Genomic DNA, 16,227 nt, shown 5'->3' with positions numbered 1-16,227 from the left:
GTAAGCTTGAGTTTATATCCCGATTATCCGCATAATTGTGAATGTATCTGATGTGGTTTAAATTTTATAGACACAGATTCGCCATAAATGCTTGCCAAGTGAAATTGAATAAGCTACAATATCGATACAAGTTAATTGATAATAATTATCATTATCAATCGATAACTAAAAATTTGAAATCAAGGAGGGCCAGTGTGAATATACTATCGGATTGCCTTTCACAACTGACAGAACATCTCCGTGGTGATTCATCGGTGAAAGGACTGTTGATTACCGGTTCAGTCGCTTATGGTTATTCTTCACCTCATTCAGATATGAATATTATGATTATCGTATCCGATCAAGAATTTGAAGAACGTTTTCAATCAGGTTCGCTACATTATGACGGAACCGAATGTAAAGTAGGACGTTCTTTGCACAATATAGATGGCAAGTACATCAGTATGGCTTATTTGGAAAAGGTAGCTCGCTTTGGTAGTGAACCTGCGCGTTTTGCTTTTTTGGGTGCTATTGTCGTATTTTCAGATATTCCAGAATTGCGAGATGTATTAAATACGATTACCGAGTATCCGATGTCGCTCAAGCAAAATAATATTCATCGATTTTATGCTCAATTTGAAGCCTGGTATGGAGAATGTAGACAAGCATTGAAGCGTGATGATGCATATTTGCTACATCAAGCAGTTATGAATATGGTGTTATTTGGTGGGCGGATGGTACTTGCACATAATGAAATGTTATATCCGGGACATAAGTGGATGATGCGCGTTTTGGAAGGTGTTAGAGAAAAGCCTGAACGGTTACGTGAACAGATTCAATCGTTAATGTCTGAGCCTAAAGAAGCGATGATCGAGCAATTTTATCGTCATATTACCGAGTTCCGTAATTGGGGGATTGGAGATATGAAATGGGCTGATTATGTCATTCGGGATAGTGAATTACACTGGATGCAAGGAAGCTTGTCTGTAGCAGAATTATAATCTATCTTATCTATATAAGAGTGGTAACTAAAGAATAACCAAAGAACAAAATAAAAGCGTCGTGTCTCTGGCTGAGAACGGCGCTTTTATTTTTGGATGAGCACAGGTATAAACCTTAGCTATTTGGATGCATATAATGATTTGATGTGGATCAACATAATACTATATGAATAGAGTAGGTTGTAGTACATAGAAGCTGCGTCATCAAGTGCAAAACAGGGAAAAGTATTCTCTATATGAACATGTCAACCTTTCAAGGGAAAGCGGACATGGGATCATTAATTAGAAGCAAGAATAGATGATTTACCTAATAAATGCTGGAAGCTGATCATACCGTTACCATACAAATTGTCTTTGCCTGTTGCGCCCAAATCAATACTTCCTTGATCTAGTGCTTGACGAATCTGTGTATTGGTACTACCTGGATAAGCTTCTTTGAGAATAGCCGCCATACCTGTTACAAATGGAGCTGCAACAGATGTACCGCTACGAAGCTCATATTTACCATTACTAGAAGTACTTACAATGTCTACACCTGGTGCTGCCAGTTCAATCTCAGAACCACTAGAAGAAAAATCAGCACGTTGTAGATTATCATCTATAGCTGCTACAGCAATAACATGACTGGATTTGGCAGGGTATTGAACAGTATCTGTAGACGCATCAGCAGTACCTTTGTTACCGGCTGCTGCAATCAGCAAGATTCCATTTTGATCAGCAGAAGCAAGTACTTGTTCTACAACAGGAGAATCTTCAGGAAAAGCGATAGACATATTTACAATATCCATATGGTTTTGAATAGCCCAATCGATCCCTTTTGCTAGATCTTCAGTAGAACCATTACCTTGACTATCTAGAATTTTAACTGCGTAAATTTGAGCATCTGGCGCTTCGCCTACAAGACCTTTACCGTTAGATTGAGCACCAATAACGCCTGCTACAAAAGTTCCATGTCCGTTATCATCAGCATAAGACTGAGTGTAGCCCACTTCAGATACACCGCCGGCAATATTTAATTCAGAGTGAGCAGAAATGCCTGTATCTAAAATCGCTACTTTAACGCCTTTACCTGTATAGTTATCGTTAGAAGCGATTTGAGCATCGATTGTGCCGTATCCCCATGAAGCTTGTTCATTTCCTTTTACATTTACTGTTTTGATATTACCGCCAAAAGCTTGAGCAGCAGAAGTGTAGGTTGTATTTTGCTCGATACTTGTAATGCCTGATTGTGTAGCAAGGTTATTTTTTTGATCATTTGTCAAATTGACAGCTAACATATTAAGATGGTTAAAGGTGTGGATATCATTAGATTGACCGGCAATATTTTCGATATTTTGTTTGCCTTGAGTATCCGAGTAAGCAACAAGATAACGATGAGTTGTTGCGTCTGCAACATTCATAGATGGTGTATATAATGAAAGTGTCAATGGAATAGCTAAAGTGGCAATCAGTGCCGTTAATTTTAATTTAGTGTTTTTAAAGTTCATTAGTCTTAGGTCTCCCTACTTATATTTAGGTATTAAGTATTATATATTTAACCAGATTATACACTGCGAAACATATTATTACAATAAACGACAAAATTTATTTTGTTTTATTTTGTCTTAAAATGTCGTATTATGTATTAATTATATCGGTATTATATCTAGAAAGTTTATAGTTTTCAATTAAGTTGTGTAAAATCTTTTAAAAAAAGTAAAAAACCCGGTGTATTTAGCCGGGTTTTTTGTGTATTTATTGCTTATTTATAATGCTACCAATTAATAATCGCTAGAAATCATTTTGTCTATGACGATATCTTCTTTAACAGGTGCAGTAGGGAAGTAACCAATACTGGATGCATAACTCAACATAGCAGATATAAATTCATAATCTGGTTTGGTGCAGAGTACACCTTGTTGTTCTAGTCGTTGAGCCGTATTCGGATTAGCAAGACGATAAGGAGAATCTTTGGCTCCATCGCCGTCTAATTGTCCCATCGCAAGTAACAGCGCTTCGGGTTGTTTTTCAATCGAAGAATCTAATAACCATTCAGCATATTGTTTAGCAGGTAACACATCGACAGCATATCCAAATTCTCTAATCATTTCAATCAAATGATCATAATGAACTTGTTGCGGATTGCAGATATGAAAGAGTTGTCCGGCAGTATCTGTTTGTAGGGCAAGATGAATAATAGAGCGACCTGCATAATCGATCGGTGTAAAGTCCATCCATTGATTAGCTGCGGGTGCTTTGCCTAACAATAACATTGCTTTGATCATGCGATACATTGCATTGCTGTCTATATTACGCTGGAAACGACCTGTTACTGATTGACTGGATAAGTTACCCGCGCGATAAATATTGACCGGAATTCCACGTTCTCCAGCTTCAAATATTAATTTTTCTGCTTCCAATTTACTATTGGTATACATATTCTCTGTTTGTAGACCATCGAGAAGAGCACCGGATTGTTTGACCTGATCCCATTTGCCTTCTAACGATAATTCTTCAGGGATTCCCATTGTAGAAATATGATGGAAACGAATACCTGGACGTGTGCTAGCGATAGAGAGCAATTCAGCCGTTGAATAAATATTTGATTTGGCAAATTGTTCTGTGTCCCCAAAGTGTCTTACATCTGCTGCACTATGGATAATAGCATCAATGTGATCGATAATCATTTCGTAATCATTATCACTTAATCCCAGACGTTGACTTTCCAAATCTCCTTCTACAGCAGTAACACGATCTTCAAATTGATGCAAGATTTCTTGCCCAAAATACAATTCCATAGTGCCTTTAAGACGCTCTATACTAGCTGCACTACCTGTTTTGCGTACCAGTGCATACACATGAGCATCGCTTTGTTGTAACAGCTCATACAATAAATGCGACCCTAGGTATCCGGTAGCTCCTGTTAGCAATACATGAGTAGTATTCAAAACTTCTGGATGATGATCATGAATACGAGCAGGATATTCAACGAGATCAATTGTTTGTTCCATAACCATTTCTGCCGATTCGGTTATCAATTCATCAACAAGTTGTGTTGCATACTCTTCTAATTCAATAATAGTTTTGTATACAAAAAGGTCAGCAATTTTTAGATTCGGAAATTGTGGTTTTAACAATGTAAGTACATGAAGTACTTTCAGAGAATCTCCGCCAATTTCAAAAAAGTCATCGTGAATACCAATTTGTTGCTTATTCAAAACTTCTGACCAAGCGTTAGCGATCAATTGTTGTGTTTCATTTTGAGGTTCTACATAGTTTGTTGCTGTTTCTTGCATTTCGATATGATCATAAGCGATCAATTTTTTGCGTTCTGCTTTGCCTGTTGGAGAAATTGGAATCTCGTCTAACTGGCATACAAATCGTGGAACAAAATAAGAAGGCAATCGATCTGATAAAAATTGTTTGATTGCTGCTGGCGATAAAGCTGTACCATCAATTGTTGTAAAATAAGCAACTAACATATTTTGACCGGTCTCGTCTACTTTAGGAACCACAACTGCATCTTGCATATTTGGATATTTGTTTAAGCTGTCTTCGATTTCTCCAATTTCTATCCGGTGTCCCCGAATTTTGATTTGAGAATCGCGTCTGCCTACATATTCAATCGTGCCATCAGCTAACAATTTAGCAAGATCACCAGAACGATAGATTTTTTCACCGTTACCGGATGGGTCTGGAAGAAAAGCGGCTGCTGTTTTTTCGGGTTGATCCAAATAACCATGTGCAAGACCTACAGTAGAAATATAGATTTCGCCAGTTACACCGATAGGAGCAAGCATTTGGAACTCATTCATAATATAGACTTTGTAATTAGAAAGAGGGCGTCCAATAGGCACATTCACGATATCGTCGCTTAATGTTTCTTCGACTTTATGCATTGTTGCACATACAGTGCTCTCTGTAGGACCATACGCATTCACAACTTGGATTGGTTTGCCAAATTTCTGCTGGAATGTACGCACGCGCTTGCCGTATAAGGCTTCGCCAGCGGCTGCAATCAACTTGAGACTGGCTAAGCGAGCATAACCTTCGTCAGACAAATAAGCTGATAATTGATTAAAAAATACAGTAGGCAAAGCTGTCACAATAGTTGTTTGTGTACGCTCAATCGCAATTGCAAATTCCTCGATAGACACTCGTTCTTCAGCATCTAATAAGAATAATGTAGCACCGTGGAAAAGGGCTGCAATTGTTTCCCAGACAGAGCCGTCAAAGCTATAAGTAGCAAACTGAGTCATGATATCTTGAGAAGTTACATTAAATTCTCTTTGCAAAATTTCGCCTAGATTGACAACTCCACGATGTGCTACTAATGTACCTTTAGGCTTGCCTGTAGATCCAGAAGTATAGATAACATAAGCAAGATCATCTGGAAGTACGGTAACATTAGGATTGATCCAAGATTGTGGGTCAGAGGTCATCGTCAGATATTCAATATCGATAATTCCGCGTAATGTAGTAATACCTTCTGTTAATTGAAGTACTTTGTTGTTGTATTTATGTTGAATCAATACAAAGGCAGATCGTGTATCTTGTACAATATAATGATTGCGTTCATCAGGATGGGAAGGATCGACAGGAACATATACACCGCCGGCTTTCATAATCCCAAGCAAACTAATCACACTATCCAGACTACGATCAATATACATGGTTACAAATTCACCAGATTTTAATCCTTGTTTTAACAACAAATGCGCAACTTGATTAGCACGTTGATTCAACTGTTCATACGTATATTCTGTGCCTTGAAAGGATATTGCGATATGTTGAGGATATTGGCGTGCGGCTGCTTCAAATGCGCCATGATACGTTTGCTGTTGTTGATAAGGAAAAGCTGTATTGTTCATTTCTTGATATACGGCTTGATCTTGAGCGTTTAATATATCAATAGAACCAATTGGAGATGCTGTATGATCTAATAATCCTTCTAACAAACGGATATAATAATCTGCAAATCGCTCAATAGTTGCAGCCGTTAATAGAGAATCGTTATATTCGATAGCAATAGATAAAGAAGTAGCATGAGCTTCTAAATTCCAGTTCATGACTTGTCCAGGTTGTGCAGGAATCTGTTGACCAAAATTAAACACCGTTTCACTTTTAACTGGTGATGTAGCAGGGGAAGTATCAAGTTGAGAAGCAACATAATCTACTAAAGATTGAAAGTGAGGATAATCTTCAATAGACAGAGAAAACGGAAATAATCCTGTTGGTGATGCAGATACAGCATGTATCTCATGTTCACCAGAGATACGGTAAAGCCAGCCAAGATAAGCAGAAAACAGAACAGCTTGACGCTCAATAGGGTTGACTAATGTCCCGATGTATAAAGCAATTTTGGCACCAAGATCAAAACGATAAACAGCAAAAGTGTCTTTTTGTTGTTGTCTTGCTTTATCTAGTGGAATTTGCAGGGCAGGCAGTTGAATATAATCGTTAGGTAAAAAGGCATTTTCCGACAGGGACATAAAACATCTCTCCTTTGAAGTTGATCGCTGTAATGGTAAATACAAAATGATAAGCGATATATGTGAATTAAATATGACGATCTAACACAAACAATAAAAAATTCTTAACATAGAGATATTAGGATATAAATTGAATGCCATCCACAATTTCTGTGGAAGGCATTCTTCCAATACATATTTAAGGATTAATCGATTTTGCGTACATGGAAATGAGAAATCAATTCTTGCAATTGTTCAGCCATCGTAGAAAGCTGATTAGCTGCATCTGTTGTAGAAATAATCGAAGATTTTTGACCTTCTACATGCTGAGATACTTTAGCACTATTTTCTGCTGCAACACTTGCGGTTGTTTTAAGATTCTCTGTAGTTGCAGTCATTTCTTCTGTACCTGCGGAAATTTCTTGAGTCGCGCTAGAAATATCTTGAATTTGCTCGGTTACTTGTTTGGTAACAGATTGAATTTCGGCAAATAGTTTGCCAGTTTGGTCAGCAATCGATAGACCATATTCGACTTCTTCTGTTCCTTTTTTCATAGCTGTAACAGCATTTTGAATCTCGGTTTGAATTTCTGTAATCAAAGTACTGATCTGGTTAGCTGATTGAGCCGATTGTTCTGCAAGGTTACGAACTTCGCCAGCAACTACTGCAAATCCACGTCCATGTTCACCTACACGAGCCGCTTCGATAGACGCATTCAAAGCAAGCAAATTCGTTTGACCAGAAATACCTGTAATAATACCTAGAATATTACCAATTTCTTGTGAACGACTTTCCAACAATTCCACTGCTTTGGAAGTATCATGTACAGAATTAGAGATCAAAGTCATTTGCTCGGTTACTTGATTGACTACTTTATTACCTTCAACTGACTTTTGTTCCATAGAATAAGCTTGATCTGCTACATTGGAAGAATTATTTGCTATAGAGTGGATAACTGTTGAAATCTCGCTCATTGCTTTGGCTGTATCTTCTGTAGCTTCTTCCTGATATTTCATACCATTCGCAATATCTTGAATATTACTAATCAATGTTAATGAACGTTCACTATTATCAGATGAAGTATCCATCAGCATTTTCGCAGATTCAGTAACTTGTTGAGAAGCGGATTGTACATTCACGATAACACTATTCATTTTTTCAACCATTTGGTTAAATTTATGATTGATAATACCGAGATCGTCTTTACCTGTTTTGATATGAATATCCAAATTACCTTTACTTACATCTTCAATTCCGCGAATCAATTCACGAAGAGGTGCTAGTGTTCTACGAACAACAAAGAATTGAAGTAGGAAGATAACGATAAGGAATAACACCATGATTGTAATACCACGTACTAACAATTGATTTAGACCTTCAGGAACAGCACTTGCATCAGCATCAACGCCAAAATAAGCAACAACTTTACCGTCACCATTTTGGATCGGATACAAAATAGTTGTCCATAGTCCAAGATCATCTGTATAGAAACTTGTAAATGTAGGTTGTTTTGTTTTTAGCATTTCTTGAATACCATTTACAATTTCAGTAGGTTGTTCATACAAATATCCGATATTGATATTTCCTTGTTTCAAAGCTTCCATAACTTTAGTTGGAACAGCAATAAGAGATGTTTTGTTGCCATCTGCTAGTTCTGTACCAAAAATATAAGCTTGAGAAATATTAGGGTTATATTTGTTGATGTTATCTAAGTAACTACGGATTTCTGTTTGTTTAGCACCGTCATAACTTTTTTCTGCTACAAGTTTTTCAACATCAGCAAGAGTAATACCTTGAGCAAAAGTATCTGTTACCGCCTGAACTTGACCATGTAGTTGATTGATTAAGATCGTTTTCTGCGTAAAGTAGCTGCTCACTAGCAAAATAACACCAATAAGTATGATGCTAGCTGCTGAAATTAATAAGTTTTTGGCGAAAAAAGATAGTCTGCTAATTTTCTTCAATGCTCTCACTCCTATTTTTGATTGGTAGATCTAAGATTGTGTGCCCCTATAAAGCTTATCGGTCAGGATAGCCAACAACCTAAGATTTTTTAGATTGGATTATAGGACCGTTACAAAACTGTGGAGAACAGCGAATAAGAAATAAAAGTGACAAATTACTCCAAATAAAAATTAAGCAAATTAGGTATTTAGTATGAATATCAAATTTGCTGATATAGGATAATTTGTCGCTTTATTTCCAAAACACTGTAAAATATGGCACAGTAACACTCAATTCTATATGTCGGAATTTGTATTCCAATAATTTATAGTTAAAATTAATTTTCTTTTAAATTATAAACATAGTTCAATAGAATTGAATCAAAAGACCTAAAATAATTTTTAAAAATGTATAATTTGTCACATTTTGCAATAGAAAAGGTAGGAATTTTAGAGAGGAATTACTTTTGTAATTCTGAATTGATTCAGATAAAATAGAATGTAGCATGATTACGCATGATATTTTCCTAGAGGTTCATTCAGTACCCATTCCAACATACTGGACATATCTTCGAGACGAACGAGTTGTTCATTGAGCGAGGTATAAGAAGCAGTTTCAGGTGTTAATTCGGCAAGACGAGTTTGGATATTTCGTTTTTGAATTGTTAATTCGTTGAGTTTGGATTTGATCTGGTTTTCGGTTCGCATGGTTAGTAAGCTCCTTTTAATTTGTGAATGTGTATAGTATGATGCTAAGAATATTCACCCGTATACAGTATAGTGCAAATGTTACATGAAATCTATGGATGGTACTCATTCTGTTATTTCATATCGTGAACATAGTATTCAATAAATTATTAGACTAATAATGGAGTGAACAGGTAATGAATATTAAAAAGTTAGCTGCGGAAAAAGCAGTCGATTGGGTAGAAGAGGGCATGATGGTTGGTCTGGGTACAGGTTCTACAGCCGCTTATGCTATCGAAAAAATCGGTGAACGTGTGAAGCAAGGACTACATATACGTGCAGTAGCGACATCAGTTCAATCTGAGAATTTAGCTCGCAAATGGTCAATTCCTATTATTCCTTTTGCTGAAGTTGGTGAAATCGATCTGACGATTGATGGAGCGGATGAAGTTGATCCTGATCTTAATTTGATTAAAGGTGGCGGGGGAGCATTATTGCGTGAAAAGATTGTCGCTGCTCGAAGCCGTCAGGTGATGATTATTACAGGCGAAAATAAAGTAGTGCAGAAATTAGGGGCATTTCCTTTACCTGTAGAAGTCGTTACATTTGCTCATGAATGGACTATCGAGAAGTTAGCCAGCTTTGGTTGTAAGCCTGTTTTGCGCCAGACAAAAGAAGGTGATATTTTCAAAACAGACAACGGCAATTATACAGTCGATTGTCATTTTGACGTGATTGAAGATGCGGCTCGCTTACATCATAAGCTTAATAATGTACCGGGTATTGTAGATAATGGGCTATTTATTCGTATGGCTAGTGCTGTAGTCGTGGCTTATGAGAGTGGTGTAATTGAAGTTCTACGCGCGCCATCACGTCGTTAATGCTCTAAAGTGTAGATCCAAACATTGAATAACCGTCTGATAGAGGAAGCCTTCAGGCGGTTATCTATATATAATGTTCACATATGCACTATATAATTTATAGTTGACAAAATTCTATTTATCTATTATCTTTAAATTAAGATTTATGAATTGATACTATTACAGTGTCCAAATAAAAGGAGAGATTTTATCCATGTCTAAAGTTCTTTTTGTCAAAGCAAACAACCGTCCTGCTGATCAAGCAGTCAGTGTACAATTATACGAATCATTCCTAAACAGCTACAAATCGTCTCATCCACAAGACGAAGTTGTAGAACTTGATCTATTTGCTGAAAATATTCCTTACTATGATGCTTTTGTACTGGGTGCTAACTTCAAAGCTTCTCAAGGTATGGAAGTATCTGCTGAAGAGCAAGCGGCTGTAGATCGCGTAAACAAATACTTAACTCAATTTTTGGATGCAGAAAAAGTTGTAATTGCTTTCCCATTGTGGAACTTTGCTGTTCCTGCTGTATTGCATAGCTACTTTGATTACTTGTCTCAAGCTGGCAAAACATTCAAATATACTGCTGAAGGTCCTGTAGGTCTTGCTGGCGGTAAAAAAGTAATGTTGTTACATGCTAGTGGTGGTGTATACTCTGAAGGTCCTGGCGCTGATATCGAATTGGCTGTACGTTATGTACAAACATTGCTTGGCTTCTGGGGTATTACAGATGTTGAGAAATTCATCATCGAAGGTCACAATGCATTCCCGGATCGTTCACAACAAATCGTTGCTGATGGTCTTCAAAATGCAGCTACAGTTGCACAAAGCTTCTAATATTTCTTTAATAAGCATGGAATAAAATAATAAAGCGTCTGCGTATATTTTTCTGGATAAATAATGAAAAAAATCGCAGGCGCTATATGTTTAGAATATCACTATTTCTACAGTAAGGAGGTTTTCAGCTATGACACACTCATCGTTACAACCTGGTTCCAATACAGAAAGTGATGAAGAAAAAGAATCACTTCATTTACTGATTATTTTATCACGCGCTTATCAAGCTGTTATGAATCAAGTAAATGATGATATTCAGAGTTACGGTCTAAATCCAACTGAATTTGGCGTGCTAGACTTTTTGTACCACAGTGAGAATCCGCAGCCATTACAGAAAATTGGACAAAAAGTATTGATTTCAAGCGGGAATATTACGTATGTTGTCGATAAATTAGAAAAGAAAAAAATGTTATGCCGCAGAGCTTGTGATAATGATCGTCGTGTTATTTTCGCAGAGCTTACAGCAGAAGGTAATCAATTTTTTGAGAGTATTTTCACCGGTCACAAACAAGCGATTATGAAAGCTACTCAAGGTCTAAACCATAATGAAAAGTTGGAAATTATTCCACTGCTCAAAAAGTTAGGATATGCGGCTGCTAATAAAGAAGTCTAATCAGGGATTATACCACTGATTAGGCTTTTTTTATTTAATAGATATAAAACCTATCAATTTGGTATGAATAATCGTTGACCTCTGAGCATCCAGAAGGTATATTAAATAAAAGTCACTTTTTGTCGCCTGATGAAATGGTCTAAAGTTCGTACCTTATACCATTATATCAGTTCATAAGACAATTGAGTATGAAATACTAATGATAAATAACCATGATTACACTTACATTAATATTAATCTTTGATGTTGTACTATTATCTGCTCATCAGGAGGAAAACATGCGAACTTATTTTCCACAACAATTTGAGAAAGTTTCTCCTAAAAAAGTTAGTGATTTTATTTTTGATCAATTAGAAGAAGCAATTATTTTAAAAGAATTATTGCCTGAAGAACAACTTCCTAATGAACGCGATATGGCGGTGATGTTCAATGCTAGCCGATTAGCTGTACGCGAGGCTCTTTCTCGATTAGAAGAAGAAGGATTGATCGAGAAGCGTGTAGGCGCCAAAGGTGGAACATTTGTCTTGCCATTAACGCTCAATTCGCATCGTCGCCATCATGAACAAATCGCGACGAATTGGGAGTCATGGAGCAAAGTATTTGAATACCGCCTTATTATTGAACCAGAAGCTGCTTTTTTAGCGGCAAAGCGTATTCAAGCAGAGGAATTACATCAATTGCAATTATATTTGGAGATGAGTATTGAACAAGATTGTTCACGCGAGTTATTTCGTGCTCTGGATGTGAAATTTCATTTGATGATTGCTAAAGCATCCGGTAATTTATATTTTGAAAAAGCAGTTCGAGAGATTCGTACCAAAATCAATCCTGCTCTTGATCTTATGCCATATAGTCAGGAAGTACGGGTTCGCAATTCAGATAGTCACTTTGAATTGTTAGATGTGCTTCGTGCCCATGATAGCGAACGTTCTCGATTATTAATGCGTCAACATATTGAGCAGTCTGCTTCTTCTATCTATCATCGAGTATTTAATCAACCGGTATCGATTCTGGAAAAGGAGAGTGAATCATAATGGATTATTCTGATCAGCAAGAGATACAGACAAGACTCGCACAGTTATTACCGGCTGCGCAGTCTATGCAGGAGACGTTAACGGCATGGCGACGTGATCTACATATTCATCCTGAGATCGGATATGAAGAAGTACGAACTTCAGCGATTGTCGCTGAGCATTTACAACGTCTGGGACTTGAAGTACAGACAGGGATTGGCAAAACAGGAGTTGTCGGGCTATGGCGTGGATTAGAACCCGGCCCAACGATTGGATTGCGGGCTGATATGGATGCTTTACCGATTCAAGATGCCAAGCAAACGAGTTATGCTTCACAAACGGAAGGCAAAGCTCATCTGTGCGGTCATGATGCTCATACCACGATGCTGATGGGTGCCGCTGAATTGTTGACTTCTATCGGTAGACCGGCATCCGGCAATATCAAATTTGTTTTTCAACCGGCAGAAGAAGGATTAGCAGGAGCAGATGCGATGATTCAAGACGGTGTACTAGAGCATCCTCATGTGGATGCAATGGCTGGTCTACATGTTTTTCCGAGTTTGCAGATAGGAGAAGTATCAGTATGTAAAGGGGTAGCTTTTGCTTCGGCTGACTTTTTTACTCTTCGTATTATCGGCAAAGGAGGACATGGGGCGCGTCCGCATGAAGGAGTCGATGCGATCACTGTATCTGCTCAAGTGATCTCTGCCTTGCAACAAATCACAAGTCGTATGATAGACCCTCTGGAGACAGCAGTTGTAAGTATTGGTCAGATTCAAGGAGGAACGATGGCAGCAGCTATCGCTTCAGAAGTGAACATGCTAGGAACTGTACGTACATTGTCTGCGGAAGTTCGTGCGCAAATGCCGATCAAGATCAGGCAGGTTATAGAAGGCATTGTCTCATCATTTGGCGCTGATTATGAGCTGGATTATCAAATGAATTATCCTGTTGTCAAAAATGATAATCAGATGGTTGATTTTTTAACAGCCACTTGTGATCTGATGGCAGCAGGGCCGGAGTGGCAATATACACGCCCTTCTACAGGTGGCGAAGATTTTGCTTTTTATGCAGAACAAGTACCAGCAGTCTTTTTCCGCTTAGGGACAAGCAATGGACAGCCAGAGACTTCTTATCCACTGCATCATCCGATGTTCGATCTGGATGAATCGGCACTTCCTTACGGTGTGGCTATGCTGTCTGCTATTGCATTACATTACTTGGATCAACCAGTGAATCACCACACATAAAGATAAATATGATCTCAAAAGGGGTAGGAGTGAACAATATGAAAACAAAGTCCTGGATAACAAGTACAGTATTACTACTTATAGTAGCAGTGGTCGTAGCAGGTTGTGGTAGTAGCAAAGGAACATCTACTGATTCCGCTACCAACAGCAAAACATTAACTATCGGCAATGCAACTGATATTGAAAGTTTTGATCCGCATAATAATAACAATACGTCTAGTGAAGCAGTACTGGTAAATATGCTCGATTATTTAGTCAAAAATGATAATGAACAAAAGAAAGTACCTGTACTGGCGACTTCATGGGAGCAGATCAATGATACAACATGGAGATTCAAGCTACGTGAAGGTGTAACATTCCACAATGGGGATCCTTTTACAGCGGCAGACGTGAAATATACGATTGATCGTGTCGCCAAAGACAGTGCCCTCAAACAAAATTCGTACTTCAAATCTATCCAACAAGTTAAAGTGATTGATGATTATACAGTAGATATGATTACCGATGGCCCTGATCCATTGTTATTAAATCGTTTATCCAAAATGGGTGCAGGAATCCTTCCATCAAAGTATATCAAAGACAAAGGAATCGATGCGTTTCTTAAAAATCCAGTCGGTACGGGGCCTTACAAATTTAGCAAATGGATCAAAGATGATCGTGTAGAACTGGTTAAAAATGATAAATACTTTGGAGATGCACCGAAATGGGATACGGTTGTGTTCCGTTCGATTCCAGAAGCTTCAACACGTGTATCAGAATTGTTAGCAGGTGGTATTGATATTGCTTCAGGTATTCCTTCAACAGATGTCGAACGTATTCAAAGTGAAGAAGGCAAACAAATTGTCAAAGCTCCTATCCAACGTGTATTGCAATTGATTTTGCGTGAAACCGAAGGGACAGTAACTGCTGATCCTAAAGTACGTGAAGCGATTGACTTGGCTATTGATAAGCAAGGAATTGTAGATAGTATTGCAGGCGGAGCAGGAATTGTGACACGTACCTCTGTAACACCGGGTAATTTTGGAGCTGATCCTTCATTATACAAACAGACCTTATATGATCCAGCCAAAGCCAAACAATTATTACAAGAATCAGGGCATACCGGAGCAGAGCTGAATATGACGGTATCTTCTCAATACAAAGAATATGCGGAAGTAGTAGCAGCGATGCTTAATGAAGCAGGATTCAAAGCCAATCTAGAAGTGCTTGAACCTAGTGCTTTTAGTGAACGTTATAGCTCCAAGTCATTTAAAGAAATCTTTATGATTGGAATTGGTAATTCGTTATTCGATGCTTCTAATAACTACAATCGTTATCTCAAAACAGAAGCAGCAGGCGAAACAGACTATAACAACCCTAAAGTGGAAAAGCTGTTGCAAGATGCACTTGTAAATATGGACCCAACAGCACGTGAAAAACAATACCAAGAAGTACAGCAGATTCTGGCAGAAGAACGCCCGGCAGTGTACTTGTTCCAAATGGAAGGCATTTATGGAGCAGATAGTCGTGTGAAATTTACGCCAAGAAGTGATGAAATGTTCTATGCAGATGATATTACACCTGTGAATGGATAACAAAATGAAGCAGGGATGGCACTGGATCTTCCCTGCTTTTTGTTATCGTCATTATTGAAATGTAAGCACTATATGCTAGGTACGGAGGTGATTAGCTTGAAAAGTTATATTGTGAAATCACTACTTCAAATTATTCCGGTATTGCTACTTGTATCGTTAATCGTTTTTATTTTGGTACGTGTAACTGGTGATCCTGTAGCTTTGATGTTACCCGAGACAGCGACAGCAGAAGATTGTGCTGTACTTACAGAAGCATTGGGCTTAGATCAACCATTATATAAGCAGTACATTACATTTTTGGGCAGTGCGATTCAAGGCGATTTTGGGACTTCGTTTCGTTATGGAGAATCGGCATTACCACTTGTATTAGAGCGCTTGCCAGCTAGTTTTGAATTAGCAGTCGCAGCGATGATCTTTGCGATTGTAATGGCAATTCCGTTAGGTATTTTGTCAGCAGTAAAGCGCAATACCTTTACTGACTTATTGATATCTGGTATTTCGGTTATAGGCAAAGCGATGCCGAACTTTTGGATGGGTATTATGTTGATTTTATTATTTTCAGTCATATTAGGTGCTTTACCTGTATCGGGTAGAGGTGGAATCGAACATTTAGTATTGCCTGCTTTTACACTGGGTATCGGTATTGGAGCACAGATGACGCGATTGGTTCGTTCCAGTATGCTGGAAATTTTGCATCAAGATTATATAGTCACAGCCAAAAGTAAAGGATTAGGCCCGTTTATTATTGTGATGAAGCATGCTTTTCGCAATGGCTTAATTCCTGTAGTGACTATTGTAGGTCTACAATTTACCAGTCTAATCGGCGGAACATTGATTACAGAGACTGTGTTTGCATGGCCAGGATTGGGGCAACTTCTAGTTACTGCTGTTAATACACATGATATGGCTATTGTACAAGCGGCAGTATTTGTAATTGCACTAATTGTTATTATAGGAAATCTATTAACTGATATTACGTATCGTCTGCTTGATCCTCGTATTACATACCGTTGATC

General features: G+C 37.9%; 12 protein-coding genes. 8 read left to right on the top strand and 4 right to left on the bottom strand.

Features of this window, described 5'->3' with window-relative positions; translation table 11 throughout:
* Nucleotides 1-194: 194 nt before the first annotated feature.
* Nucleotides 195-980, top strand: coding sequence for a hypothetical protein (locus ACFSGI_RS13655; protein ID WP_204824658.1), 786 nt, complete (start codon nucleotides 195-197; stop codon nucleotides 978-980).
* A gap of 278 nt (nucleotides 981-1,258) precedes the next feature.
* On the opposite strand, the gene ACFSGI_RS13650 is transcribed toward ACFSGI_RS13655, so the two are convergent.
* From ACFSGI_RS13650 to ACFSGI_RS13635, 4 genes are all read right to left on the bottom strand, one after another.
* On the bottom strand, nucleotides 1,259-2,467 hold the full coding sequence (locus ACFSGI_RS13650) for a S8 family peptidase (RefSeq protein ID WP_204824657.1): 1,209 nt from the start codon (nucleotides 2,465-2,467) through the stop codon (nucleotides 1,259-1,261).
* A 273-nt stretch (nucleotides 2,468-2,740) separates the two neighbouring features.
* Nucleotides 2,741-6,451, bottom strand: a complete 3,711-nt coding sequence (locus tag ACFSGI_RS13645) for a non-ribosomal peptide synthetase family protein (RefSeq protein WP_204824656.1) — start codon at nucleotides 6,449-6,451, stop codon at nucleotides 2,741-2,743.
* Nucleotides 6,452-6,636: 185 nt separating this feature from the next.
* The gene (locus ACFSGI_RS13640) at nucleotides 6,637-8,394 is read right to left on the bottom strand and encodes a methyl-accepting chemotaxis protein (protein ID WP_204824655.1); all 1,758 of its coding nucleotides are present in this window, start codon (nucleotides 8,392-8,394) and stop codon (nucleotides 6,637-6,639) included.
* Nucleotides 8,395-8,883: 489 nt separating this feature from the next.
* Entirely contained in the window at nucleotides 8,884-9,081 is a 198-nt protein-coding gene (locus ACFSGI_RS13635; RefSeq protein ID WP_204824654.1) for a hypothetical protein, read from the bottom strand.
* A gap of 176 nt (nucleotides 9,082-9,257) precedes the next feature.
* Between ACFSGI_RS13635 and rpiA the strand changes: the two genes are divergently transcribed.
* The 7 genes from rpiA to ACFSGI_RS13600 all read left to right on the top strand — a co-directional run bounded on the left by rpiA (nucleotide 9,258) and on the right by ACFSGI_RS13600 (nucleotide 16,225).
* Nucleotides 9,258-9,941, top strand: a complete 684-nt coding sequence (gene rpiA / locus ACFSGI_RS13630) for a ribose-5-phosphate isomerase RpiA (RefSeq protein ID WP_204824653.1) — start codon at nucleotides 9,258-9,260, stop codon at nucleotides 9,939-9,941.
* Between the two features lie 193 nt (nucleotides 9,942-10,134).
* On the top strand, nucleotides 10,135-10,761 hold the full coding sequence (locus ACFSGI_RS13625) for an FMN-dependent NADH-azoreductase (RefSeq protein ID WP_204824652.1): 627 nt from the start codon (nucleotides 10,135-10,137) through the stop codon (nucleotides 10,759-10,761).
* Between the two features lie 130 nt (nucleotides 10,762-10,891).
* The gene (locus ACFSGI_RS13620) at nucleotides 10,892-11,374 is read left to right on the top strand and encodes a MarR family winged helix-turn-helix transcriptional regulator (protein ID WP_204824651.1); all 483 of its coding nucleotides are present in this window, start codon (nucleotides 10,892-10,894) and stop codon (nucleotides 11,372-11,374) included.
* Between the two features lie 278 nt (nucleotides 11,375-11,652).
* Nucleotides 11,653-12,408: a FadR/GntR family transcriptional regulator gene (locus ACFSGI_RS13615; protein ID WP_204824650.1), complete on the top strand. Its 756-nt coding sequence runs from the start codon at nucleotides 11,653-11,655 to the stop codon at nucleotides 12,406-12,408.
* A complete protein-coding gene (locus ACFSGI_RS13610) occupies nucleotides 12,408-13,637 on the top strand; it encodes a M20 metallopeptidase family protein (RefSeq protein WP_204824649.1) in 1,230 nt (409 codons plus the stop codon). The genes ACFSGI_RS13615 and ACFSGI_RS13610 overlap by 1 nt, the downstream gene beginning before the upstream one ends.
* Nucleotides 13,638-13,675: 38 nt before the next feature.
* Nucleotides 13,676-15,211, top strand: a complete 1,536-nt coding sequence (locus tag ACFSGI_RS13605; protein ID WP_204824648.1) for an ABC transporter substrate-binding protein — start codon at nucleotides 13,676-13,678, stop codon at nucleotides 15,209-15,211.
* Nucleotides 15,212-15,307: 96 nt separating this feature from the next.
* Nucleotides 15,308-16,225 carry an ABC transporter permease gene (locus ACFSGI_RS13600; RefSeq protein WP_204824647.1) on the top strand — a complete coding sequence of 306 codons (918 nt, stop codon included), beginning with the start codon at nucleotides 15,308-15,310 and terminating at the stop codon, nucleotides 16,223-16,225.
* Nucleotides 16,226-16,227 lie beyond the last annotated feature (2 nt).

Origin of the sequence: Paenibacillus nicotianae (genome assembly GCF_042681745.1) — a bacterium.
Lineage (GTDB): Bacteria > Bacillota > Bacilli > Paenibacillales > Paenibacillaceae > Saccharibacillus > Saccharibacillus nicotianae.
This window is presented reverse-complemented; position numbering and strand designations above follow the sequence as displayed.